The 25,416-nt window shown below is 38.4% G+C and carries 18 protein-coding genes; 10 read left to right on the forward strand and 8 right to left on the reverse strand.

Annotated features, from left to right (window positions below):
• The first annotated feature begins 412 nt into the window (after positions 1 to 412).
• Positions 413 to 2,332 carry an S-layer homology domain-containing protein gene (locus HNR31_RS06680; protein ID WP_181555545.1) on the forward strand — a complete coding sequence of 640 codons (1,920 nt, stop codon included), beginning with the start codon at positions 413 to 415 and terminating at the stop codon, positions 2,330 to 2,332.
• A gap of 182 nt (positions 2,333 to 2,514) precedes the next feature.
• On the opposite strand, the gene HNR31_RS06685 is transcribed toward HNR31_RS06680, so the two are convergent.
• The gene (locus HNR31_RS06685; RefSeq protein ID WP_181555477.1) at positions 2,515 to 3,723 is read right to left on the reverse strand and encodes a polysaccharide deacetylase family protein; all 1,209 of its coding nucleotides are present in this window, start codon (positions 3,721 to 3,723) and stop codon (positions 2,515 to 2,517) included.
• 205 nt (positions 3,724 to 3,928) lie between these two features.
• Between HNR31_RS06685 and HNR31_RS06690 the strand changes: the two genes are divergently transcribed.
• Positions 3,929 to 6,208 carry an S-layer homology domain-containing protein gene (locus HNR31_RS06690; RefSeq protein WP_181555478.1) on the forward strand — a complete coding sequence of 760 codons (2,280 nt, stop codon included), beginning with the start codon at positions 3,929 to 3,931 and terminating at the stop codon, positions 6,206 to 6,208.
• 278 nt (positions 6,209 to 6,486) lie between these two features.
• Here the strand turns inward: HNR31_RS06690 and HNR31_RS06695 are convergent, their stop codons facing one another.
• Complete coding sequence (locus HNR31_RS06695) at positions 6,487 to 9,414, reverse strand: SH3 domain-containing protein (protein WP_309505630.1); 2,928 nt, start codon at positions 9,412 to 9,414, stop codon at positions 6,487 to 6,489.
• A 296-nt stretch (positions 9,415 to 9,710) separates the two neighbouring features.
• Between HNR31_RS06695 and galU the strand changes: the two genes are divergently transcribed.
• The gene (gene galU / locus HNR31_RS06700) at positions 9,711 to 10,592 is read left to right on the forward strand and encodes a UTP--glucose-1-phosphate uridylyltransferase GalU (protein ID WP_181555480.1); all 882 of its coding nucleotides are present in this window, start codon (positions 9,711 to 9,713) and stop codon (positions 10,590 to 10,592) included.
• Between the two features lie 43 nt (positions 10,593 to 10,635).
• Here the strand turns inward: galU and HNR31_RS06705 are convergent, their stop codons facing one another.
• The 6 genes from HNR31_RS06705 to HNR31_RS06730 all read right to left on the reverse strand — a co-directional run bounded on the left by HNR31_RS06705 (position 10,636) and on the right by HNR31_RS06730 (position 15,994).
• Positions 10,636 to 10,941, reverse strand: a complete 306-nt coding sequence (locus HNR31_RS06705; protein WP_374058292.1) for an EamA family transporter — start codon at positions 10,939 to 10,941, stop codon at positions 10,636 to 10,638.
• A gap of 16 nt (positions 10,942 to 10,957) precedes the next feature.
• Positions 10,958 to 11,305 (reverse strand): EamA family transporter, encoded by a 348-nt coding sequence (locus tag HNR31_RS06710; protein WP_181555481.1) that lies wholly within the window; start codon positions 11,303 to 11,305, stop codon positions 10,958 to 10,960.
• The gene (locus HNR31_RS06715; protein WP_181555482.1) at positions 11,302 to 13,038 is read right to left on the reverse strand and encodes a DUF6020 family protein; all 1,737 of its coding nucleotides are present in this window, start codon (positions 13,036 to 13,038) and stop codon (positions 11,302 to 11,304) included. The genes HNR31_RS06710 and HNR31_RS06715 overlap by 4 nt, the downstream gene beginning before the upstream one ends.
• A complete protein-coding gene (locus HNR31_RS06720) occupies positions 13,022 to 13,972 on the reverse strand; it encodes a DPM/DPG synthase family glycosyltransferase (protein ID WP_181555483.1) in 951 nt (316 codons plus the stop codon). The genes HNR31_RS06715 and HNR31_RS06720 overlap by 17 nt, the downstream gene beginning before the upstream one ends.
• 108 nt (positions 13,973 to 14,080) lie before the next feature.
• The gene (locus tag HNR31_RS06725) at positions 14,081 to 15,298 is read right to left on the reverse strand and encodes an efflux RND transporter periplasmic adaptor subunit (RefSeq protein WP_181555484.1); all 1,218 of its coding nucleotides are present in this window, start codon (positions 15,296 to 15,298) and stop codon (positions 14,081 to 14,083) included.
• A gap of 39 nt (positions 15,299 to 15,337) precedes the next feature.
• A complete protein-coding gene (locus HNR31_RS06730) occupies positions 15,338 to 15,994 on the reverse strand; it encodes a YIP1 family protein (protein ID WP_181555485.1) in 657 nt (218 codons plus the stop codon).
• A 286-nt stretch (positions 15,995 to 16,280) separates the two neighbouring features.
• Here HNR31_RS06730 and HNR31_RS06735 point away from each other — a divergent pair, with 286 nt between their 5' ends.
• From HNR31_RS06735 to murJ, 7 genes are all read left to right on the forward strand, one after another.
• Positions 16,281 to 18,596 (forward strand): S8 family peptidase, encoded by a 2,316-nt coding sequence (locus tag HNR31_RS06735; RefSeq protein ID WP_181555486.1) that lies wholly within the window; start codon positions 16,281 to 16,283, stop codon positions 18,594 to 18,596.
• A gap of 195 nt (positions 18,597 to 18,791) precedes the next feature.
• Positions 18,792 to 20,306 carry an N-acetylmuramoyl-L-alanine amidase gene (locus HNR31_RS06740; RefSeq protein ID WP_181555487.1) on the forward strand — a complete coding sequence of 505 codons (1,515 nt, stop codon included), beginning with the start codon at positions 18,792 to 18,794 and terminating at the stop codon, positions 20,304 to 20,306.
• Positions 20,307 to 20,482: 176 nt separating this feature from the next.
• Entirely contained in the window at positions 20,483 to 21,637 is a 1,155-nt protein-coding gene (locus HNR31_RS06745) for a polysaccharide pyruvyl transferase family protein (RefSeq protein WP_181555488.1), read from the forward strand.
• Entirely contained in the window at positions 21,627 to 22,739 is a 1,113-nt protein-coding gene (locus HNR31_RS06750) for a glycosyltransferase (protein WP_258561025.1), read from the forward strand. Before HNR31_RS06745 ends, HNR31_RS06750 begins: the two co-directional genes overlap by 11 nt.
• A complete protein-coding gene (gene pssD, locus HNR31_RS06755; protein WP_181555489.1) occupies positions 22,732 to 23,220 on the forward strand; it encodes a PssD/Cps14F family polysaccharide biosynthesis glycosyltransferase in 489 nt (162 codons plus the stop codon). The genes HNR31_RS06750 and pssD overlap by 8 nt, the downstream gene beginning before the upstream one ends.
• Positions 23,217 to 23,699, forward strand: coding sequence for a PssE/Cps14G family polysaccharide biosynthesis glycosyltransferase (gene pssE / locus HNR31_RS06760; protein WP_181555490.1), 483 nt, complete (start codon positions 23,217 to 23,219; stop codon positions 23,697 to 23,699). The genes pssD and pssE overlap by 4 nt, the downstream gene beginning before the upstream one ends.
• Positions 23,700 to 23,757: 58 nt before the next feature.
• Positions 23,758 to 25,263, forward strand: a complete 1,506-nt coding sequence (gene murJ, locus HNR31_RS06765) for a murein biosynthesis integral membrane protein MurJ (RefSeq protein WP_181555491.1) — start codon at positions 23,758 to 23,760, stop codon at positions 25,261 to 25,263.
• The last annotated feature ends 153 nt before the right edge of the window (positions 25,264 to 25,416 follow it).

Consider the following 25,416-nt stretch of genomic DNA (forward strand, 5'->3'; position numbering starts at 1 on the left):
TGAGAAATGAAGAAAGTCTTCTTTTTACTGCTTCGAGTTTAGACTCTTCCTTTTGCAGAACATGGCTAATCGGTTTCTTTTTATTCTCTGCATAAGCATTTTTCATACATGTCTATTTTCGAAGGCTCGATCCACTGCGGCCATCTCGAAGTTTGTCGAAAAAAGGAGAGTTTTCCCTGTAAAAGATGGGCTGCTCTCCTTTCTGCGTTTTTATAGAATGATAGTCCCTTTCCATAAAAATTCGTCATGTTTTTGAAATGAAGAACTTTTTTGGAATGTTAAAATGCCGATTTGCAATGCTCTTGGAAGTTTTCATTTCCATTACATAGACAAAATTCCTGATTTAAACATGTTCTGCTTCAACCGATATAAAGAATAGATGACCATGAGGGAGGGGATTGTATTGAAATCAATGAATGTGATTTTGAGCACCGTACTTGTCGCTTTCATTTCATTCGCTTTTGTTCATATTACAAAGGTGCAAGCAGAGGAGAAGGGGAAGGGAGTAGTTGGGGTCGTTGTTTCCGAACTAAGCGAAAAGTACGCGTTTATCGAACGAAAAGGCGGAACCTATAATGGAAAAAGCATTGCGGAGAAACCCTTGGGATCTTCCATTAAAAATAAACGGATTAAAGCAAAGTTATTGCTAGAGAGTCTTGGGTATAAAGTGGAATATGTCGATGATGCCCAATTAAAAGACCCTGCTAAGTTAGCGAAATACGATACACTTTTCTTTCCCAATACGGTGATGATGTCAAAAGAACAGCGGCAAGCGGTAAAAGAATATATAAAAAACGGTGGAGGAGCCATTTTTGCCTTTGCCATGGCGAGAAACGACAGTGCTCGCTTCCCGTATAAAACAACCGATTTAGATTTAACTCCAATCATCTATGATACAGAAACATGGATATGGGAGTGGGATAATCTCAGTGAATTATTTCAGTCTGCGTTTATTAATGATGTAAAGATTGGTAATTACACAGTGGCAAGCACTAATAATCACCCGATTGTAAAGAAAGCACTTCAGCGACTCGGAACGTCAAAGCTCGTTCTAAAAAATAGTCGTTACCATCAATATGGTCCGGAATGGATTGAGGTTATTCATCCGTACCCAAACAGTTATGTTACTCCAATTTTATATTATGAGACAATCGGATACTCTAACGTGCCGAAGCATACTCCTGCCAACACAGGAGCTGCGTATGCCATTGAGTATGGACGCGGAAAGGCGGTTTGGTTCGGGTTTCAACTTCTAAACTATATAAGCGTCGATACTTCTTTGTCGAACGAGTGGGATATGACGAATCCGCTTGGTAAAAACGAAATACAAGGAGAGGCGTGGCAAGGGCTAAAAGGCGGTGAGGAGTTGAAAGTGCTAATCGACGAGGCCATTCAATGGACATCACAACCGTTGACGACTTCCCATCCGATTGATCGAAGTGTCACCGTTTCATTAACTGATGTTAAGGCGTATCCACGAGCGAATGATTATGTCGTCTATGGAACGATGACAGCAAACAATGAAGGGAACGTGGTATCACGCGGCACAATGAGAGTCGAATTGCTCGATCCTTCAGGAAATGTGAAAACATCTTATGAAAAATATGTTGTTGGCCTAGTACCAAAAGGAAAAAGCTACCCTGAAAAATTTCAACTCATACTACCCAAAAATTTACCAACTGGAAACTATCAGTTAGTTGCATATTATCATGCAGGAAGAAAAAGTAAAGATGGACTGAAAATTGCTGGAGTGACAAAAGTCATTTCTATCAAAAATAGTCGAAGCAAAGCGACGATCCTTGATTTCGCACCGTTTAAAGATATTCCTAACAATCACTGGGCGAAAAAAGATATCGATGTGCTAGCCAGTTTAGGGGTTATTAAACCAGAGCAGAATCAAACATTTAAACCAAATGCCCCAGTGACACGTTTACAAGCGGCAACAATGATTGTTCGTTCACTTGGATTATCTACAAAAAATCGGCCGAATCCAAAACTTGCGGATGTAAAACAAGGGCGAGACGGATATGACATCGTTGCCACAGTTATTGACGAAGGAATTTTTAGTGGTTCGAATGGTCGCTTTTATCCGAACGCGCCATTAACACGAGAGCAAATGGCAAAAATTTTAGTAAAAGCGTATCAGCTAACCGGAGAGGAAGACATCAACTTTCAAGATGTAGCTCTATCCCGATGGTCGCATCCATATATCGCCACATTAAAGGCCAATCAAGTGACCAAAGCGAGCGGCTATTTCCGCCCGAATGAACAGACGACGCGAGCCGAATTCGCAGCTTTTGTAAGACGAGCCATGTTGGCTATGGGGAAGTAGGAATAAAATGAAGGCGTTAGTTAAAGGATGAGAGTGTAAAACGGCTTCAGTTCCATTTCTCTCTTTTATTTCGATTCTGTTGTCCTAAATTAATTGTAAATGTTTCATATTGTTTATTTCTCACAAAAACGATAAAGGGCCCTCTCAAAGCGAGAGGGCTCTTGGTGTAAATAGATTACTATTTATTCAACGACACCAATAATTTGTTTAAATTGTTGTAATGTCGTGTGAGGATCGATGCCGTGGCGTTTTAATTGATATGGGTCATCTCCGGGTTTTACTGTTCCAATTTTTGTTGTAAACGCCATTGTAAATCCCGTTTCTTTTAAAATATCAATCGTTTCCTTCTTATACTGACCAAATGGATACGTAAAATACGTTGTTCCATGTAGCAGTTTTCGGCTTAGCAACAGATCAGCTTTAACTACTTCTCTTGGTTCCTTAACTAAATTTCCAATTCCATCTTTTCCACGGTTATGCAGGGCATGCGTATGGCTAGCAAACTCAAATACGTCTCCCATTTTCTCGATTTCTTTCCAGTTGAGAAATTGATAGTCGTCAGGATTAAAAGGCTTTAATGGCCGGCTATTTCGACTTGTAATTAAAAATGCAGCCGCATGAAATCCGTATTTTTTTAATATAGGATAAGCATACACATAGTTCGTTTTCAAGCCATCATCAAAATGAATCATCATGCTTTTGGCTGGCAAGTCGATTTTCCCTTTCAAAAATCGTTCAAGCTGATGCAATGTAATTGTATGATATCCATAATCATGAAGAAGCCTCATTTGTTTGACAAATTCTTCATAGCTTACAACTGTTGGCTGGTTCTTGTATTTGTGATTTTCCTTTTCTTTCAATATATGATGATAGACAATAATTGGAACTTCTGTTGCTAATCCAGCGACTTGTTTTTGATTGACATAGACAAGATGGCCAGCAAATTCGACCTTGTACCAAGGACCTTCTATTTGTCTAATTGGTAAAGGGGTATTTTTATAAATGACTCCAATCGGTGTATTGAAATCCGTTTTTTTGTATACCCATATATTAGTTTGAGGATATACGGTTTTTATTGGTTTCACGGATTTGTTGATTCCGGATGAAGAAGCGCGAACCGCCTTCACATGTTTCTTATAAATGTAGTATTGATTGCTTCCGATTCGAATTACATACCAATTTGGATGCACTTTTGTTGCATAGAACGATTGTTGTTGATTTAACCGCCCACTAGGCTGAAGTTGTCCGTTGACTTTCCGGTAAAAAAACGCGTGGTCATCTGTGGCAACAATTGTTTTTGGAGAAGCAGAAAAAGCAAATTGGCTTGCCGTTAGAGTAGCGACAGATATACAAAAAGCTATGGCCACGGTTAGATAAGGTTTTACTTTCATTGTTCTCACCTTATATTAGTCAATTAAATTTAAAAATCCAGTATAAAGAATATATTTCAATAAATTGATTGTCAAGCAAAAAAACGGAAAAAACAGGGAATAGGATAGTTAAAAAATACCAAAAAAATAATGAAGACTTTTCATTAGGACTCTATTAAAATAAGTTTGGTTATAATAATCTTTTTGTGAAGAAAGGAGAGTCTTTTTGAGCTTTATACGTCTTCACCGCATCATGTCCGTTGCGATGATTGCGGCCATGTTGTCGTTTTTCTCTCTCGCTGTTGAGGCGCTGGCGACAACCGGGAATCCGCCGAGCTTTCGCGACGTGACGCAGTATCAAAAAGAGATTGGATATTTAACGGGGCTGGGCATTATTCAAGGCTACCAAGATCAAACGTTTCGACCAAGCGCACCTGTTAAACGATTGCAGGCGGTGCAACTTATTCTTCGCACACTTGGCATTGAGCCGAAAGAAACTTCTTCCATCCAGTTTACGGATTTAAAGAAAGGTGATTACGGTTATCCTGAAGTCGCGACAGCGGTAAAACTTGGAATCGTTAGCGGAAAGAGTGATGGCTCATTTGATCCGTATGGAAACTTAACTCGTGGTCAAATGGCTAAAATTTTCGCTAATGCTTTTAATCTTCAAGGAAAATGGAATAAAAATTTCACTGATGTTAAACAAGGGGACTGGATATATGAATACGTCCACGCTTTAGCGGCTAACGGAATCACAACGGGGTACCCTGATGGCAGTTTTCGCCCGAACGATTCGATTCAGCGCATGCATTTTGCTGTATTTTTGGCGAGATACATAAACGATGACTTTAAACCGCCTGTACTGAAGCCATTAGAAAGAAAAGAAGTCATTGCGAAAAAAGAGAGCGTTGTCATGATTAATGTGTATGATGAAAATGATGAACTGATCTCGCAAGGAAGCGGATTTGTGACAACGAACGGCCTGATTATTACGAATTATCATGTGATTAATGGCGGTGCTTATTTTGAGATTGAAACATATAACGGCGATACTTATGAGTTGGAAGGCGTCGTCGATTATGATTTAGATAACGACATTGCCATTTTGAAGCCATATGACTTGTTGCCGCTGAAACAATTGAGAATCGGTTCAAAATCGATGGTTGAAGAAGGTGACGATGTCATTGCGATTGGAAGCCCGTTAGGACTTTATAATACCGTATCTTCCGGAATCGTCAGTGGGATTCGGCATTTCAGTGAAGATGGCTGGGAAGCCGATTTCATTCAGTTTACGGCGCCTGTCACATTTGGAAATTCCGGAGGACCGTTGTTAAACATGTATGGCTATGTTGTTGGAGTTGTTTCATTTGGCCTTGAAACAGGAAGCCTGAACTTCGCCCTGGCTGCTGATCATGTGAAAGATCTAGTATCATCATATGTCGGGGTGCCATTTTATCAATTGTCCATAATTCCGATTGACGAGTTGCCGGTCATAGATGATGGGGAAGAAGAACTACCGGAAGATGGAGGCGAAACTGGAGACGAAACGGATCCGCCTACACCAGCGGTAGAAACAACAAAGTTTTCTCTGGATGAAAATTTGGTAACTTCTATATTTCATCCATCCCTTCCAATTCTTTATGGCCTTGACACGTTTGGAAACGTGGTCGAAATCAATTATGAAACGAAGCAGGTAAAAACGCTTGCGTTACCGCTGCCTGCTGAACGATTATATTTTGCCAATAATGAACTGTATATTACGCTGCTAAAAGGTAAGCATAGTTCCTATTGGTGGGAAGAAAATCAACAAGGTGCCATTGCCATTTTAGATACAAATACATTTACATTAAAGAAAATATTTGATATCGCTCTTGATCCGTATGATGTGGTAGCGGACGATCGCTATATTTATGTTTCATCCGGTTCTGGACAATGGACGAGTATAAAAAGCTATGATCGGACTACGTATCAAGAGGTATCCTCTGCACCGATTCGTCAAGCAAGTTATTTAGAAATGAATCCAAGCAAAACAATGATTTATGCGATTACAACCGATACTTCTCCAAGGGATATAGAGGCATTTTCAATTTCCGATGGGAAGTTTACAAGTCATTATGACTCCCCGTATCATGGTGACTATCCACTGTCTACAGATATGACTATTTCTAGCGATGGGAAGTATTTGTTTAACCATGCTGGTACCGTTTTTTATGCGACATCTTTACAAAGCACAAACATGACCTATGTTACAACGATCAATCCATTCTCAGCGATTGCCTTTGATCCAGCAGCGAATGTATTTTATACAGGAAAAGACAGCAAAGTAACCGCGTATAACAGTAAAACATTTGAAGTGATGAATACGTGGACTGTTTCCGGCATCATTAATCATTTGTTTGTGTCAAATGGCAAGCTGATTATGCTGACGACGGAAACGCCGTATTCAAGTGGTATAAAAGTTCAGTCTATCCAAATTTTCAACCCAACAGCTAGCAGTGGCTTATAAATGAAAGAAAACGTCCTCTCAGATTTTAGATCTGAGAGGATATTTTTATGTAAAAAATTCGACACAATTTGTCGAAAACGAAGTTGTATACGTATAAAAAGGGCCAGCTGCGATAGAACGCAACTGGCTTACCAAACAAAATCTTACCGTGGTTTTATTCTACAAAAATCGACATAATTTGTCGAACTGTAAATGTTTCCTGTAGAACAATTAACTTCCTTTTAATATTTTTATAGAAAATAAAACGCTCCAAAAGCTATGCCTTTGGAGCGTTTTATTTATTTGTATACAGGCACATCAAAGATCAGTGTGTAAGTATCTAATAAATCATAGAGCTGACTAATGTTGCGAACTTGTTTGACGGCCCAGCCGATGTCTGTCGCGTATTGATGTATTCCAGGGTTAGCCGGATTCCATCTCATTTTATATAGCGTATCTTGCTTATAGGTAGGATTATTAATATATTGGCTGGCGATATATCCTGCCCCGCCGATAATGGCAGCCTCCGGAGTAAACCAGCCTTGTTTATAGGCATATTCAGCCCCGCAGCTAACTGGACAGCTGTCGTAGGCACCAATTCCATACATATTGTATACTTTTTTTGGTTCGACAGGTTTTCCGTCCACCTTGTCTACTAAGACGCCGTTAGCTAATGCAGAAGTTCCATTTCCTGTTTCTAACAAAGCATGGGAAATCAAGTAAATTTCATTAATATGATATTTTGCCCCAGCATCGATAAAAGCTTGTCCTTTTCCAGCGAGAATCCCTTTATTCGCTAAAATTTTATTATTTAAATCATTTAATGGGACACCCGCGCTCTCTGATAAAACAAGGAATTGGAAATATTCTTTACTATCCTGACTGAAGCGGCTAGGATCAAGGTATGCTTGTACATCTTCCGGCTTCGCATTTTTCCAAGGACCGAACTTAATTTCATACCAATCTCCTACTTTCGCTACGACATCCACGGTGTCACCGAGCTTTAACGTTCCCACTACCCAATATGTCGTTCCTGCTCCTTCTCGGACATTTAATGTTGTGGCAGTAACGGTTCCTTTTGTCGGGAATGTATTTGATTTTGCAACTTGAATATAGTCAGAATGCACATAAGATTTAGCATTTCGATATAAATCTGTTTGCGGTTTCTTTGTCATTTGAATATTGAGCATTTCCTCTAAGCTTAGGTTATACTGCGTATATCTAATAATTGGTCCAACATGGACTTTGTCCTTATACACATATCCGATGCGACCAGCAAGTTCGATTTCAATCCAATTGCCTACTTGCTTAATGATAGGATAACTTTGTCCTTCTTTAATTGTTGCAAATTGTATTAATGAGCCACTGGAGTTATCGACTACAGGTGCATCAACAAGTGTTAGGAAGTTGCGGTCTGTCGGTTTATAAGTTCCATTATTTTCATTTTTTAAGTTAACAGAAAACGGCGGTCTCGTTGATTCTTTCCAAACATAACCTACGCTTCGCCCGTATTTGACTTCATGCCAGTTTCCAAAGTCACGTAGTCTAGGGAACACTTGCCCTTTTTCTAAGTACGCGACTGGTACTAATTTTCCCGTGCTATTATCATAGATTGGCACACGATCTTCAATCACTTCGAAATAGCGGTCTGTACTTGTGAATGATAATTTTACGCCGCTTTTATGGACATAACCTGTCCGTCCTGCTACATCCACTACATACCAGTTTCCATAATCTTTTAAAATTGGATAGCTAACTCCTTTTTGAATCGTTGCAAACTGTACTAGCTGACCGGATGAATTGTCATATACCGAGACATTGGTGATGGTTGTGAATGTTTTCCCAGACGGAGCGAGAGAATTGATATTTCGAATCGTTGCACCGTTAGAAGGCTCTGTTGACGCTTTCCAGACAAATCCGTAGCCTTTACCATACTTGATTTGATGCCAATTCCCGTAATCTTTTACTCTCGGAAATTCTTGTCCTTTTTCGAGAGAACCGACTTGAACAAGGGTTCCTGTGCTGTTATCGTAGACAGCCAAGTGGTCGGTAATGACACGGAAATAACGATCACTGCTTTTAAAATCAATCCGTGTTCCACTTTTGTGTACATAACCAATTCGTCCAGAAATTAAAATTTCATACCAATTTCCATAGTCACGAACAATAGGATAAGATTGTCCCTGCTTGATAGTAGCGATATGTATTAATGTTCCTGTAGAGTTATCATATACAGGTAAATCCGATGTAGCAGTAAATACAGCCGTTCCGCTTGGTTGAGTCCCTAGTTTCATAGGACTTTTTCCATCGGATGGCGCGGTTGATCCTTTCCAGACGTACGCATACTTCGTACCGAATTGAATTTGATGCCAATTCCCGTAATCTTTTACTCTCGGAAATTCTTGTCCTTTTTCAAGGGAACCAACTTGAACAAGGTTTCCCGTGCTGTTATCGTAGATTGCTAATTTATCGGTTGTTACTTTAAAATACTTCGTACTTGCAGTAAACGTAGTAGCTTCTGTCTGTTCAATGGATGCAATCGATGCACGAGTTGTAGTCGATGGCTGTGTTTTTACTTGTGTTGCTTCACTTTTTTCTTCAGTGGCATTCGATTGCTGATTTGATGTGGAATCAACCTGATTCGTTGCATTGGTTTGAGGATTCGGCTTGTTCTCTGTGCTTGCCGGATTTGTCTCCTCGTTTTGCACAACCGTAATGGCAGGGGATTTTTCTATATAAGCCAATTGATTTCCGATGATAATTTCGAAAGAGTTTTCTAACTCACGGAAAATCGGATATTGACTTCCTTCTATGAAATATCCGATGATATCATTGGCCTGTGATCGAATCGCAGTTTTCTCTTTTGTTTGTATATATGGAATGGTTGAATCGTTTGTATCGTATGAATAAGCTTCAAACGGCTGAGAAGGATCGACCGTTTGTGTATTGGTAGCATCTATGTAAGCGAGTTCTTTCCCCCACTGAAAATACACGCGGTCTCCTTCCAGTTTGGCTGCCTTCAATATCAAACCTTTTGTTAATTCTCCGATGACTTCAGCTGTTTCAGCGTTTTTTACCGGTGCGGTGTCTTGTGAAATTTGGACATAGGTACTAGTTTCATTGGTATTCTCAGAGGCCTTCACGGCATAAGCAGGAGAGAATACATAGGAAACTAGCAAAAACAAGATAGAAAGTATTGCATATATTTTTTTGGTTTTGGCAAGCATCTCCATCCTGATTACTAAAATCTAGCCATCGCAATGATTACAGCATGTTGCGGGCGATGGATTTCGTCACGACATAGATTTTAGTAATCAAGTTTTACACCTCCTAACTAAATATTACATATAATATTGGTGATAACGATACAAATTATATCATTTTTCCCCACATATTGACATAGTTCGATGACCCTAAAATATCAATAGTTATAAAATTGTGACGGTAATGTTCTGTTTGTTGTTCGCTTATTTTTGTTAAGATATAATGAAATAGTGACTTAAATCATGAAGGAGAGTTTATGATGAAAAGAGTGAGAAAGGCGATTATTCCTGCTGCCGGATTAGGGACCCGGTTTCTGCCGGCCACAAAGGCAATGCCGAAAGAAATGTTGCCGATTGTTGATAAGCCAACGATTCAATATATTGTAGAAGAAGCGATTGCTTCTGGAATTGAAGATATTATCATTGTTACTGGAAAAGGAAAAAGAGCAATTGAGGATCATTTTGACAATGCTCCGGAGCTTGAACAAATTTTACTAGAAAAAAAGAAATATGAGCTATTAGAGGAAGTTCGCCATTCAGCTAATTTAGTAGATATTCATTACATTCGGCAAAAATCGCCAAAAGGGTTAGGGCATGCGGTATGGTGTGCTCGAAAATTTATCGGTGACGAACCGTTTGCCGTATTATTAGGAGACGATATTGTTCAAGCGGAAAAACCATGTTTAAGTCAATTAATCGAGCAGTTTGAGCGTACGGGATGCTCCGTAATTGGTGTTCAACCGGTGCCGGAAGACGAAACCAACCGTTACGGAATTATTGAGCCTCTTAAAAAGGCAGGAGAGCTATATCAAGTGAAACGATTTGTCGAAAAGCCACCGCTTGGTGCGGCTCCATCTAATTTGGCCATTATGGGTCGCTATGTGTTTACGCCGGATATTTTTAAATTTTTGGAAAAGCAGGAAGTAGGCGCAGGCGGAGAAATTCAGCTTACCGATGCGATTCAAAAGTTAAATGAAGTGCAACCGGTTTATGCGTATAGCTTTATAGGAAAACGTTATGATGTAGGCGAAAAATTAGGCTTTGTGAAAACGACTGTTGAATTCGCCCTTCAAAACGAAGATTTACGTGAGGAGCTTGTTACATTTTTGAAGGAGTTATTAAAAAAAGAAAACGCTTTGTAAAAGTATAACCCCCTCGTTGACATAAGTTCAGCGAGGGGGTCATTTACCATACAAGGAAAATAGAGCCGATGAGAATCAATAGGACACCAGCAATTTTTTTTCTTGTAATGTTTTCCTTCAGCAAAACATACGATAAGACAAGTGTCCAAATATAAGTGATCGATGTCAAAGGAAATACGATAGTATAAGGAAGCTGCTTCAAAATTATAATATTAAGCACAGCGCCGATGAAATAAAGGATGCCGCCAATGAAAAAGGGGAGCAGAAAAGAAAGATGAAATCCCAAGCGTTGACTAGATGCCTTTTTAAAGTAATACCCCCCTAATGCGCCGGATAAGGTCATCAGCATAAGCAATAGAAATGAACTAATGGTCACCACCTCCAATGAGAATGGCGCCGCCAGTGATCAAGAGCGTTCCGATTATATGCATCATCGTAATTTGTTCATTAAGAAACGCAACTCCCAGCAAAAGCGCAAAAACATACCCCATACTAAGAAGGGGATGCAAAACAGATAGACTTCCGAAGCGAAAAGCAACAATCATCAGTGCAGCGCCAATAAAATAAAACGCGAAACCTAGCAATAGATAGACATTCCATTTCCCGTTTGATAATTTCCAAAACATTTGCCCGCTCGCTGTACTGATGGAGGCAATAAGAATGAACAGAATTCCTACTTTATTTTTTTGAAAAGATTGGATAAACGGATTCATGTGCTCATCTCCTTCTTTTTATAGGAAATGAACGCGAATAAGAACGCAATAAAGAACACTAATGAATTGGAGTACAAATAGCGGAAATCTTGGGCCGGTAAAGCAATTAACACGGTTCCTGTATTCAAAAGAACGATAAGTGGTACTAGCCAAGCCTTCCAGTCATTCCGCAAAAATGCGACAAATGTAAATAAAAGAATCAAAAATGTATATGTCGCTGGCCGCCAAATTAACGGCTTTAATGTCGTATCAGAGATAGTTAAGTATTTTTTTACTGCTATTGTCAGCGGATCAAAAATAATTTGGTTTTTCAGTCCAAATTTGTTCCCATAAAAAATGTTTGTTACAAACGTTGATGTGTAGCCATCAGCAGGCTGATTCATTTGCCAAACGAGAGATGTTTGCTTCAGCAACGCTTGTGTAGATAATTTTGGATTTTGCAAACAAATATCCCACCATGTATGCAAGTAGTTGGAAAGATTGTTAGGAAAAATCGCCTTTCGATTATATTGCTTGGAAAACTTAATGGGATCTGTCACATATGGATTATAATTTTTTTTCCACAAGGATAAAGGTAAAATTTGATTTAAATAATCTGCTTGCTCGTCGGTGATGTTTCCGTCATAGGCGATTACGCGAGCGAGCTGTTGCGTTGGAATACTTAATGCTTCGTTCGGATCAGAAGGAACGACTTTAAGGTAGTCAAACAGAGGCCCTGTTACTGCATAATGGGCAGCGATGATAAAAGAAATAGCGAACAGCCACTGCTTCCATGTTTGGCGGAATGCGACAAGCAAGACGATGAGCATGGCTAAACAAACGACAAAGCCATTATGACGGAAAAAGACGACTCCTAAAGCCACTATGATAAAAAAGGCAAGGTGGCTATTGTTTTTAATCCATTTTCCATTTGTAATGACAAGATTAAAGACAATTGTAGTAAACAGTAAGAGAAATGTGCTATACAAAATATCTTTCCAAATCGTTACAGAGTAGATACCGTTAATTGGACTTAAAGCAAACGCAAATGACACGACCCAAATGATTGTTTTGTTAGCTCCGGCTTTTTCAAATTGATATAAGCAGTAGCCGACAGTGAGAGACATGATAATAATTTGTGATATACCGATAGCGGCAGGCGAATCCCATAATGTTGTTACTAACATAATAAATAATGTGTACATGACAGGATGCCAATCATTAAAATGTCCGGTGTGGGCTTGTTCCCATTGATATATTGAATCTGCCGTCATTGTTCCGGGGAAAAAAGCTAATAAATATAATCCCCATATCATTAAAGAAGGTAACGCGTATTTGAGTATGTTCCATTTACTGATCGAATGAGATATTTTGTCCATCTCCATGTTTAACAGAGATAAAATGATCCATAACACGATAAAGCAGATTGTCAAATATGTGCCAATATACACATATGCTCGAGTCAGTAATGAATTATCTAACAAATACAGCTGTTCACCTTTTAGGCTAAGTACTGCTAATAATGAAAATAATAGTGTGAAACCAATGGTTAAATGCCGTTTCCATTTAGGAAAATTTTTTAAGATGCTTATTGATTGGAAAACCTGATTATAACAAAAAGTTAATAAAGCGATAATGAGCAGTATTACTAACCATGAAGCATCGCGAATCGGCGTGAAAAAAAAGATGACAGCAACACCGCTGAGCAAGGCAGTTATTACGCTGCCTAAGTAGCGATTAAGAGATGTAGTCATTTTTTTCCCTCCGCATTTGCTTATAAATTTGGTTAAGCTCTAACTCATATTGTTTTCGTTGCGCAGATGCCACTGTGTCTAAAATCAGTCCACATGCAAAAGATAACAGTGCAAAAATCATAAGTCCAACAGCTAAAATTGCGGATGGGACACGGGTAATGAAGTTTGTTTGGATAAATTCAACGATAACTGGAATTCCCACTGCCAATCCAAGAATGAAAAATAATGCTGACCAAAGCGAAAAGAATAAGAACGGCTTATAGTCTTTAAACAAGGTGAAAATCATTTTTAGCACTTTCCAGCCATCGGAGAACGTATTGAGCTTAGACTCACTACCTTCCGGCCGATCCCGATAATCAATCGGAACTTCTTTAATAAGGAATTTTTTATCGAGTGCATGAATGCTCATTTCTGTTTCAATTTCAAATCCCGGGCTCATGACTGGCATCGATTTGACAAACCATTTATCGAATGCCCGATATCCTGTCATGATATCTTTAATGTCGCTTTTATATAAAAAATTAATTAAGTTTTTAACCAAGTTGTTTCCAAAATTATGAAATGGTCGCTTGTTTTCTTGAAAATACGTTCCATTCGATAATCGGTCGCCAATGACCATATTGGCTTCTCCATTTTGAATCGGTTCGATTAGCTGGTGAACAAACTCAGCTGGGTATGTATCGTCACCATCTACCATGACATAAATATCTGCTTCGATTTCGCGAAACATGGAACGAACGACATTTCCTTTTCCTTGGCGAGTTTCTTTGCGCACGATGGCCCCATGTTCAGCAGCAATTTCCGATGTACGATCTTTGGAATTATTGTCATATACATAAATATCTGCATGTGGTAATTCACGCTTAAAATCGCTTACCACTTTTCCGATCGTTTTTTCTTCGTTGTAACATGGAATTAGTACGGCGATTTTCAACGATTTTCACTCCTTTACGTTTATGTTCCTTCATTTATGTTATCCGATGAATGTACGGAAAAATATTTTGTCAAGCGGCATCGGACAAGAACTACAAGGGCAAGCATATCACTTTTCCGCTATTTTTTCTACTGCTGGATGAACATTGGTCCTAAAAAAGCCCGCTATGATGAGTGATAATATCTCTTTTTTCGACAAATAACGCAAATCGGCTCGTTGTATTTTTTTCAGTTCTAAAGGTTTGGCAACAAGCATATTTTCCTTTATCGATGAAGGAGGATTACTAATCACCCAGTCGTGGTCATGCAATCCAGTGATGACTTCTTGTTGTAATCCGTTGGAAAGACCAAGCTCTACTTCGCGTTTTTTTACTTTGCCTTTGGAAATCGTATACACGATCGGCTTCTTCTCTTTCTGAACAATCGATTTTTTCGGAATGGATAATGCGTTTTTGCTTTCTTTTAAAATGACAGAAAGAGATACATGTGAACCGTAAGGAAGTGACTGTTCATCATTTTCTAGACGCACATAAAACGGATAACGACTTTCTTTACTATCAAGGGATGGCGCATGAATAGGTATTTTGCCAATTTCTATAACATTACCCATATATTTGTGGTCATGCTGTCCAAATGGAGATATTTTTACTTGTTGTCCTTCTTTTATTTTTGTCAAATCCATTTCAGACAGTGTACCTTCAATGAGATAAGGAGGGCTGATGATAGAAATAAAAGGATGCTGCCCTTTAAGTTCCACTTTCTCTACAATGCCGGTAATAGGACTTTTTATTAATTGTTTTTCCTTTTGTTTTTCTAAATAGACTTTTTGATTGGATACATTATTGATTTTCGTTTCTATGGCCCTTTTTTCTGACTGTAGCTGTTGCAATATCATCGTGTTAATTCCTTCTTGCTGTTCGGCCATTTGATTGTCTGTTTCAACATGTTGGATAGATTGTTCAATGTCTTCCAGTTGTTGTTGGAGGTAGGTCATCTCATGTTCAAGTTGTTCTATTTGTTCGTTGATTTGATTGCTCTTCTGTACAAGCAACGGAGTTCCTGCTTGTACTTCTTGACCGCTCCTTACAAGGATTTTGTCAATCGTTTCAAGATCAGAAGGGATGAATACTTTTTCGATATATGGAGTTGTGACGACTCCTTTAGTAGGAAAAAATAATTGAAAATTACTCTTTTTTACTGGCACAATCGAGCGCGTAATCATCGTTCGATGTGATGGTTCTTCTTTTGTATATAAAAGGTATGTATTTATGCTGATCAATACGATACAAATCGCTATGACGTTGTACAGAATCCATTTTTTATACATGAGACATCCTCCTTTGTTTGTCAGAGAGCGTTGATTTCTTCACTGCTGGATCATAAAGAAAATGAGCGAAGAAATAAGATTGATGAATAAATGAACCGCTAGCACGATCACTGAAACGATTCGTGACGATAGGGAGGAACAAATCCGCAACGCAATGATTTGAATGACCGCACTCCAAGCAAAAAAGATCGTAATTGAATTCATAAAATGGATGAAGAAAGGATGATTAGAAGCAAGTTGGGCGATTACTCCAAGTCCGAATGGAGAAGAATAGGCATTGGCACCAGTAAGCAAACGAAATATAAGGAATAACACTTTTTCTATGATATCCAAAAACATGACATAGAGTTCAATAGTAATAATTTTATAAAACTCTACTTTTCCCCTTAATATAAGCCAGATCAGTAACGAAGCGATGTACATGGACAGCATAGGTGCAGCTATTCCATTTCCGATAGAGCCTATAGCGAAAATGAGCTTCATCGTTTCGATACGATCATCAGATACTTTCCCAATCAAGGTTGTGAACATTTCAGTATCTAGTCCCATGTATATACCAAGTCCAGAAAGGAAGGCGCTAAAAACAGCAAGAATGATCACTCGTCCAAAAAATCCAGTTACATCTTCAGACTCATGTAATTGAGTAAAGGTTGTATATGGTTGACGTATCCCATGCCATAGTCGTACTTGAAACATGTCCGGCTCCTCCATTAGCTAAATTTTGTATGTACGCACTTATAACATTTTAACGTAATAGTTTACAATTTTAAACAGGCATTTCGACAATAGATTGATACATGTTAAAAATTACTTGTGTTACGATGAGATGGTTGGTTGTTAAAATAGAAAAGAACCAATCGAGGTTCGACAATGATTGTTATTAGCTGCCTCTCTTATGAGAAGGCAGCTCTTTTTTATCAATAGATTAGCAACTTTTGATATACTGAGTTTAAAAGCGGTAAAAGAAAAGAGGGAAAAAACAATGAAACGATTGCAACCTATTGTTTTCGTTTTACTAGTTAGTTTTTTTCTTTTTCATCCAAACGATGCGCATGGGCAATCCCTTTCTGAATGGTTAATTTATTTCGATGACGAAGCGGACTATTCACAGTTTATCAAACATTACACCGGAAGAGTGGAGGATCAAGAAAGAGTGGAAGACCAGGCAGACGGCTGGGTTGTAAAAGCTCTTTTTAGTAAAGATGAAATTGAAACCATTAAACAGTCATCTATCGTATCGAGAGTGGAGCCGAATTATAAAAAAAGACTAGCTTCCTTTATTCGTTTTAATGACCCTCTTTTTTCGCAACAATGGGGAATTCAAAAAGTTGATGTAGCTTCAATAATGGATCAATTTCACGACCAAAACCTCCTATATGGAAAGCAGATCGCCATTAATCATGAAACATTGACATATGAAGGACAACCTTTACATGCCTCTAACGTTTTCATTTTATCAGAAGATGGCATGAAACTGTCTCGATTATCGGTTGAATTGGACCATGCTGAAGGAGCATGGACATTAGACATAGTAGATGAACAAGGAGAGAGGATAGCTGCGAACACAGGATATTTGCCAAAATTAGATGTGCTGATTCCCAAAAATAAGGTATACAAAAAACTGCAAGTTGTTATTAAAGCAGACGGATGGACACAAATTCCTGTGATTAAGAACATAACAGCTGTAAACCATGTATTAGTTGCAGTAGTTGATACGGGAGCCTCCTTACATAAAGATTTTTGTGGGAATGTTCTCCATAGTTTAGGCAAAGATTATGTAGATGGGGAAGGAATCGCTATTGATGAAAATGGGCACGGAACTCATGTGACGGGTATTATTTCCGCTTGTCCGAACAATGGCGAAGGAATCGCAGGGGTAACCGGATTTGCCCCTGTTGATGTCATTCCTCTCAAAGTACTCGACGGTCAAGGCACTGGCAGCGATTTTGAAATTGCACAGGCAGTAAATGATGCGGTAACGTTTGGAGCGGATGTCATTAATTTGAGCTTAGCGGGAAAAGGAAAAACACTCGTTTTAGAGAGTGCTATTCAAAACGCCCTTCATCATCATGTCGCAGTAGTTGCTGCCGCAGGCAATTGGGGCACATTGTTACAGGATGTCTATCCTGCTTCATATCCGGGTGTCATTACTGTTGCTGCCATCAATGAAAATAATGAAATGATGCCTTATTCTGACTATGGATGGAAAATTGATTTAAGTGCTCCTGGGGCGAATATTATGAGTACGTATTTGAACGACAGCTATCAGTCTTTGAGCGGTACTTCAATGGCAACACCATTTGTGACAAGTGCTGTTGCTCTTTTGAAAGCAGCTCATCCTGAACTAGATGTCATTCAAATTCGAAAACGATTGTTTCAGTCAGCATTAGATATTCGAGAAAAAGGGTATGATATATATTCTGGTCACGGTGTTGTTCAAATTGCTAAGGCTTTTCAATTGCCTTTCAGTGAAGCTATTGATTGGCTGACCATTAAAGACAATCAACCGGTTGATACATCTCAACCGCAGCTGCTCGGTGTATCAAATGGGTTAATTGGAAAAGACATATACATTTTCATCGAGGATCAGTTTATTTTGAAAAGAAAAATAGACAGTGATTGGTTGTCCGTTGCATTATCTACGATTTCATCGGTGAGAAATGAGAAGAAGTTGACAGTAGTTTGTGCAGACGAAACAGGGAAAATTGTCGCGGCGGATGAGCGATGGATGAATCCCCCATCGACCTCACCTGCTTCTTTCTCCGATGTTCCGACAACGTTTTGGGCATATCGGGAAATTCAGCAGGCATACAGTCAAAAATTGATTAACGGATTTGCCGACAACACATTTCGCCCCAATCAATATTTAACGCGCCGGCACGCGGTAATGATGATGAACCGATTGTTTCATTGGCCGTTTCAACAAATCCGTTCTCCGTTTACCGATACTCCTTTGACATTAGGGGGAGCTTTGCCGATCTATTCAGCGTACGATCAACAAATCATTAAAGGTTATAACAACGGTAAATTTTATCCGGAGAACTTTGTGACCCGCGCCCAAATGGCGGTGATGTTAGCAAGAGCTTTAAAACTTAGCGAGAATTCTTTTAGCGGAACACCTTATTCGTTTAAAGATCTCTCGGATTCTGGCCACTTTGCCTATTATGCCGTTCAGCAGCTTGCTAGTAAGGGCATTATTACAAAACAGGAATATTTTCGTCCAAATGAATTTCTTACCCGTGCGCAGTTTGCAGCAATGATGGTGAGAACATATGAGTACATTTCTAAAAACTCTTAAGGGCTGTCCTAAGTCACTAGGATAGCCTTTTTATATTGTATTTTTCGACACGATAATGCTCAATGGTTCAATAATTGTCGAATAAGGGTTGCGATTTTGTAGATAGTTTCATAGAATGAAATAGTGGATTGTGGAAAAATGTAGTTAAATGTCTGAATTTTGGATGTAACGAAATATAGAAGGGAGAGGGTCTTGTTGCGACTGTTATGTTCATTTCTTGTTGTTTTAACTCTTCTTTTTCCATCTTCTCTTGCTGCTTACGCGGAAGAAAAACAATCTTTATCGTCCTCTGATGAAGGTTTGTTAGAAATTCGAGATTTTAACCAATCACCACCTTTTGCGGATGGATCAACCTCTACCACTTTTACCATTTCCTCATCTAATGGAACGATTTTTTCTGATGTGCCTACTGATCATTGGGCGAAAAGTGAAATCGAATTTTTATATCAACGTTCCATTATTCAAGGATATACAGTAAACAACGGTCTACAGTTTCGCCCAAATGCGCGTGTTACACGGGCTCAAGCGGCAAAAATGTTGATGAAAGCATTAGGAGAGAAAGAGCAGCCGATATCCCGTGCACGATTTAAAGATATTCCTTCTGATCATTGGGCGGCGGGATGGATTGAGCGCGCTGTCGAAAAGGGAATATTTCAAGGATACGAAGACGGCACTTTCCGTCCAGATGATCCATTAAAGCGTTCACAGATGAGCAAAGTTATTGCGATTGCATTTCAATTGCCTGCTCCTCCTTCAACAGCAAGCAAGGTTGCATTTACTGATGTTAGTTCGAACTACTGGGCTTATCCATATATTTCTAAGTTATATTATCATGGGATTTCGAATGGAAATCAAAACAAATTTATGCCTGAATCATATATATCAAGAGATCAATTTTCTGCGTTTTTAGCGAGGGCAATGAATGAAGATTTCCGTCTTCCTGTTAATAGTTCAGTTATCGCTACAGGGAAGGTCACTGCTCAATCGTTAAATGTTCGTTCAGCAGGAAATGCCAATGCTTCGATTGTTGGGAAACTCAATTACGGGGCAGTTGTGAATGTATATGAAATCAACGGCTACTGGGCAAAAATCTCGTATGGGAAAATCAACGGGTACGTACATAAGTCATATCTTAAATTAAAGAATGTTAACGGAAATCCGTTGCAGGGCCGCATTATTACTGTCGATGCAGGCCACGGCGGAACAGATTCTGGTGCTATCGGTAACGGAGCGTATGAGAAAAACATTGTCTTATCTGTTGCGAAGAAATTGCAGCAAAAATTAGAAAAAGCAGGCGCCAAAGTTATTATGACGCGGGCCAATGATACATATAAAACCTTGGAGGAACGAGTACAGATTGCTAAGAACAATTATGCAGAACTATTTGTTAGCATTCATGTGAACTCAGCTAGCGCATCGGCTAATGGTTCGGAAACGTACTACGATACATCGACGAATCCAAATGGATATGAGAGTTATTTATTAGCAAAAGAAATCCAACAGCAATTAGTGAAAAATGCCAATATGTTGGATCGCGGTGTTAAAGATAATAACTTTTATGTCATTCGCTATAATACCGTACCTAGTGTTCTTGTGGAACTTGGGTTTATTACTAACAAAAGCGATGTTCAAAAGTTAACTTCTGATGAATATCAAAATATTTTTGCTGAATCGATTTATAACGGTATTGTGCAATATTACAATAAGTAAGGAAAATGAAGGGCGCCCTAGCAAAAGGGCAAACATCCCTTCATTTTTCATTATGTAAAAAAATTGCTATAATGTAATGGATAAAAGTGCTTTTACCTTGAGAGAAACAATAGTATAATGTAAAAGTTGAGGAAAGCAACATTTTTCGACAACCATTTATAAAAAGGTGTTTCTTTATGAAGATAGGCATTATTGGGAATTATGGTCATAATAACAACGGAGATGAAGCAATTTTAACAGGGATTTTAAAACAGTTAATAGAGGATCTTTCTATACCTAAGGAAGATATTGTGATTTTTAGCAATAATCCTGAAAATACAGGGCAAAGATATGGGGTTCAGGCTGTTCCTCTTTTTTATAGAAAAAAACGTCTCCTTTTTTCTATTATTAAGACATTAAAAGAGAGTTATTTTATGCTCAGAAAACTAGATGTATTGCTTATCGGTGGCGGTGGGCTGCTTATGGATTTATATAAGCGGGATGCCCCTTTGTATGCTACCCTTGGTCTTTTAGGGCATTACGCCGGGTGTAAAGTAATCATTTATGGAGTAGGAGCAGGACCGATCCAGACAAGAACAGGAGCCTTTTTTATTAAGCAATTATTAAAAAAGGCTCATCATATTTCGGTAAGGGATGAAAGCTCTAAACAATTGCTTCAGTCGCTCGGTATAAAAAAGGACATCGACGTTATCGGAGATCCAGCATTATTTTTAACGGTTCCGAGCGGAAAAACGCATTCCGATTCAATTCGAAAAGTAGCGGTAACCGCTGTGCCTTATTACAGCGCTAAATATTGGCCTACATCGAATGAACAAAAATATTCGCAGTACATTTCAGGAATGGCAAAAAATTTAGATCAGCTCATTCAGGAAAAAGGAGTCAGCATTACCTTTTTTTCTACGAAATATCCTCAAGATGTACAGGTTACAAAAGACATTGCCTCTTTGATGGTGCATAAGGATTGCGTAACCATCATTGACAAGAATTTATATCCCGATGAAATCATTTCCCTTTGTGCATCTCATGATCTTGTTATTGGGACAAGGTTGCACTCATTAATATTAGGGATTGTTGCCAAGACTCCGGTGATTGGCATTGGCTATCATCCGAAAGTGAGTCATTTTTTATCAACCATTGATCAACTTCATCGCTACATCGACATTGAACAGCTTGCGAGAAATGAACACGCAGTTGTACACATCGTTGAGGAAATGCTGGCGCATTGGCCAGAAGTTCAAAAAGATATGGAACATGTGGCAGAGCGCATGAATCAAGAAGCTAAAAAGGGAATTGAACTGTTAAGCATAATAGGTGAGAGAAATGTCCGCTAAAAAAGTGTTAGTATTAAGTAACATGTATCCGACGGAAAAAGCAAAATCGTTTGGCATTTTTGTAAAAAACCAAGTAGAAGCTCTTCGGGAACGGGGGCTAGAGGTTGATGTCATTGCTGTAACGAATCCAAGTATGGACAAGCTGAATGTAATTATGAAATATTTACATTGGCTATTAAAGACGCTTGTTCATTTACTAGTGAAAGGTCGAAAGTATGATGTCGTACACGCCCATTATGTTTTCCCGACAGGAATGTTAGGGCTTTTATATAAAAAGCTTTGGAATGTGAGACTCATCGTGACAGCGCATGGAGGAGATATTGACCGCATGGCCAACAAGAGCAGACGCATTCGTCAATGGACAAAAACAATTCTGCACGAGGCGGATCATGTCATTGCGGTGGGTCAAAAGCTTTATGAACAAATTCATGAAGATTTTGATGTTCCAAAGGAAAATATTTCAGTCATTAATATGGGAGTGAACCGAAATATTTTCCGACCAATTGAAAAAGCATTAGCAAGAAAACAGTGCGGAATCAATGAGCAAATGATTCCTATTTTATATGTCGGGAATGTCATTAGACAAAAAGGATTAATAGAGCTTATCGAGGCGTTTTCTAAACTGAAAAAAGAAAATCCAAATGTGTGTCTCTATATAATTGGGGCAAAGAAAGATGCTTCTTTTTATCATGAGCTATTACAGAAAATAGAAGAGAACAATGTACAAGATGTTTTTATATATGATGCGATGAACCAATCAGAAGTGGCTGTGTGGATGTCCGCTGCTGAAGTATTTGTTTTACCGTCCCATCTTGAAGGATTTGGCCTTGTTGCTTTAGAAGCGATGTCTTGCCACACGCCTGTTGTAGGTAGTGATGTTGGGGGATTATCGTATTTATTGAGAGACGGCGCAGGAATATTAATTGAGCCTCATAATGTACAATCGTTGTATGAGGGAATCAAGAGAGTTATAAATGATGCTGAGGTTGGAAAACAATTAATACAAAAAGGTGAGATTCGGGCACAAGAAAACGATCAGCAATACTTGATTGAGAAAGTGGTGCAGCTCTATTCACCTCCGGAGGGGATGAACTATGCGTAGTAAAAGAAAGAAAAACAAAAAAAAAGTGCTATTTATTGCCTCTCTAGGAGGGCATTTGACCCAATTATTACAGCTAAAGCCGCTCTTTTTAGAATATGACTATCATATTGTGACAGAAAGATCAATTATTACAAAAGAGTTAAGCAAGCAATACAAAATGTCATTTCTTATGTATGGAGCACGAAATTATCCCTTTCGATATATTTTTAAGTTTTCTTATAATGTCATCATGTCCTTTTATTACTTTCTGCGTGAAAGACCAGATGTCATTGTGACAACAGGTGCCCATACAGCTGTGCCGATGTGTTATATTGCGAAATTATTCCGAAAAAAAGTCGTTTTTATTGAAAGTTTTGCAAAGACGACAACCCCAACAATTTCTGGAAAATTAGTCTATCCGATTGCTGATTTATTTATTGTTCAATGGGAATCGATGAAAAAGCATTATCCAAAAGCTGTTTATGGAGGTTCGATCTATTGATTTTAGTTGTTTTAGGAACTCATGAGCTACCTTTTACGAGATTGTTGAAAGAAGTGGAAAGACAGATTATCAATGGTAATATTCAAGACGAAGTGATTGTTCAACAAGGACATACTCGTTACCAATCACCGTATATGAAAATGATTACATTTACAAGCTATGAAGAGATGGAAAGGTTATACCGTGAAGCGGCGTTCATTATTACGCATGGAGGAACGGGTTCCATTACAACTGGGGTAAAAATGGGAAAGAAAATGATTGCTGCTCCTCGTCTTACTAAATACGGTGAACATAATGATGACCATCAATTAGAAATTGTGCAGCAATTTGAAAAAACAGGGCATATTTTAGCTTGGTATGATGGAGAAGATTTTGGGAATATATTAAAAAAAATTGATCATTTTGAGCCGGTGCCGTTTGTAAGTGGCAAAAATAAAATCATCTCCATTCTTCGTACGTTTATTAATGAACATGTGTAACAGAACGATAGGATGTCACCAGCGTTGGCATGAAACTAGTGATATAGCAGGTGGGGCCATGAACAAGAAGCGTCTTTTTCAAGTAATTGGCGTTGTAACCATTATTAATATATTGTCTCGATTGTTAGGATTTATTCGGGAAGCGGTAGTTGGTTATCAGTTTGGAACTTCTTCATTAGCTGACAGTGTGATTTTGGCTTATACGATTCCAAACTTTTTATATTTAGTATTAGGCGGGGCTGTTACCACTGCCTATATTAGTGTCTATAGCAAGATAAACGATGAGATTCATAAACAGAGATTCCACAATACTGTGTTTACATATTTGTTAATTTTCACCTCGTTATTAACAATGTTATTAATGATTTTTTCTAAACAAGTAGTGGGTTTATTTTTTTATGGACTAAAGGGTTCACAGTTAGCCACAACATCACAGTTATTTTCCCTTATGGCCCCCTCTATTATTTTGTTGATTTTTTCCACATGGTTTTCTGGCATTCTAAATGTACAGAACCAGTTTTATAGCGCTGCCCTTGCAACACTAGCCAATAACGGTTTTTTTGTTCTTATTGCGATTATTTTATACCCTTTGTGTGGAGTTTACGCTTATGGTTGGGGCGCTATCATTAGTTCAATAATCATGATAGTTGTTTTGATCGTTTATTTGCGAAAGGCAGGACATGTTCGCTTTCGTTTTCAACTTGGTGTGCTCGAAAAGGAATATGCTCTTCGAATGTTAAAAATTGCTTTACCCGTTTTATTAGGTGGAGCTACGTTACAATTTTATTTTTTTGTTCAGCGTATTTTTGCTTCTCAGCTTGAAAATGGATACGTTGCGGCGTTAAACTATGCTTCCAAATTTGTTCAATTGCCGCAGACTATTTTAATGACCGGTGTGACAACGGTAATTTATCCTTTGTTAGCGAAAAAAACAGCAGAAAAGGATTATGATGGGATTTCGCAAATCTTTTTTAAAGGCTTGCAGTCTTTAATCGTTCTTATTGTACCTGTTTCTATTTTTGTTTATTTCTATGCTGAAGAAATCGTGAAAGTTATATTTGAATACGGCTCATTCACTTCTCAATCTACTAAAATGACAGCGATGATGCTAAAAATATTTGTCATCGGGATGTTTGCGCATGCGGCGAATCTTTTTGTTACACGGTTTTTTTATGCGATGGAAAAATCTCTAACTCCAGTTGTGACAGGCATTGTGGCTGTTTTTGGGGTGAATATTTGTATTATTAAGCTATTTATTCAGAAATATGGAGCTGCTGCGATTGCTTGGGGGACAACTATTAGTGCATTGTTTCAGTTTGTTGCCTTAGTGGGGATTGGTTTATGCTGTTTGCACTTAAGAATGGAGAAAAAAGGAGTATGGCTAAGGCTAATTGGATACATTGCCAGCGTAACAGCGGTTGTCTCTTTGATACGTGTATATTTTCATTTCGGTTATGATATTGTTAATTTAGCGGTTGGCTTTTTATTGTTTCTTATATCTTCATTTTCTCTTCTTATATTGTTTCGTTTATTTCATTATAAAAGGTTGCCTTTTTCCCAATAGGCAACCTTGTTTGGTATGAAAAAATCAAAAATGTACATAATGGGCAGCCTTAATTCGAATCATTATATATGAGATTGATAGGTTTTGAGAAAAATTCGCTATTTATGTGATAGAGTTAATATGTTATAATCGACGCTGTGGGCTTTAACAATG

The sequence above is a fragment of the Thermaerobacillus caldiproteolyticus genome (genome assembly GCF_013761245.1).
Lineage (GTDB): Bacteria > Bacillota > Bacilli > Bacillales > Anoxybacillaceae > Thermaerobacillus > Thermaerobacillus caldiproteolyticus.